A 235-nucleotide genomic window follows, 5' to 3' on the forward strand; every position below is an offset into this window, starting at 1 on the left:
GGACTTACTTTCGCTCAGGAAAAAAAACAGGACACGTTAAAAACAAAAAGCATTGAAGGAGTAACCTTAACAAAACAGGTTTTCAAAAAACAAAGCGACCGTTTCGTATATGATGTTGCAGCTTCTCCGGTAGCCAAAGGAAATACAACTTTTGATCTTCTTAAGCAAACTCCCCTTTTGTCGACTACTGATGATAAAACATTGAAAATTGTAGGAAAGAATAACGCTCTTATCT

The 235-nt window shown here is 36.2% G+C and carries 1 protein-coding gene; it reads left to right on the forward strand.

Translation table 11 applies throughout. The features are described from left to right. Nucleotides 1–235 (forward strand): hypothetical protein (locus ACPYOM_RS23950; RefSeq protein WP_481347897.1); only part of this gene is annotated, 235 nt, incomplete at both ends.

It is taken from the genome of Monashia sp. HAY1-2A (assembly GCF_056755315.1).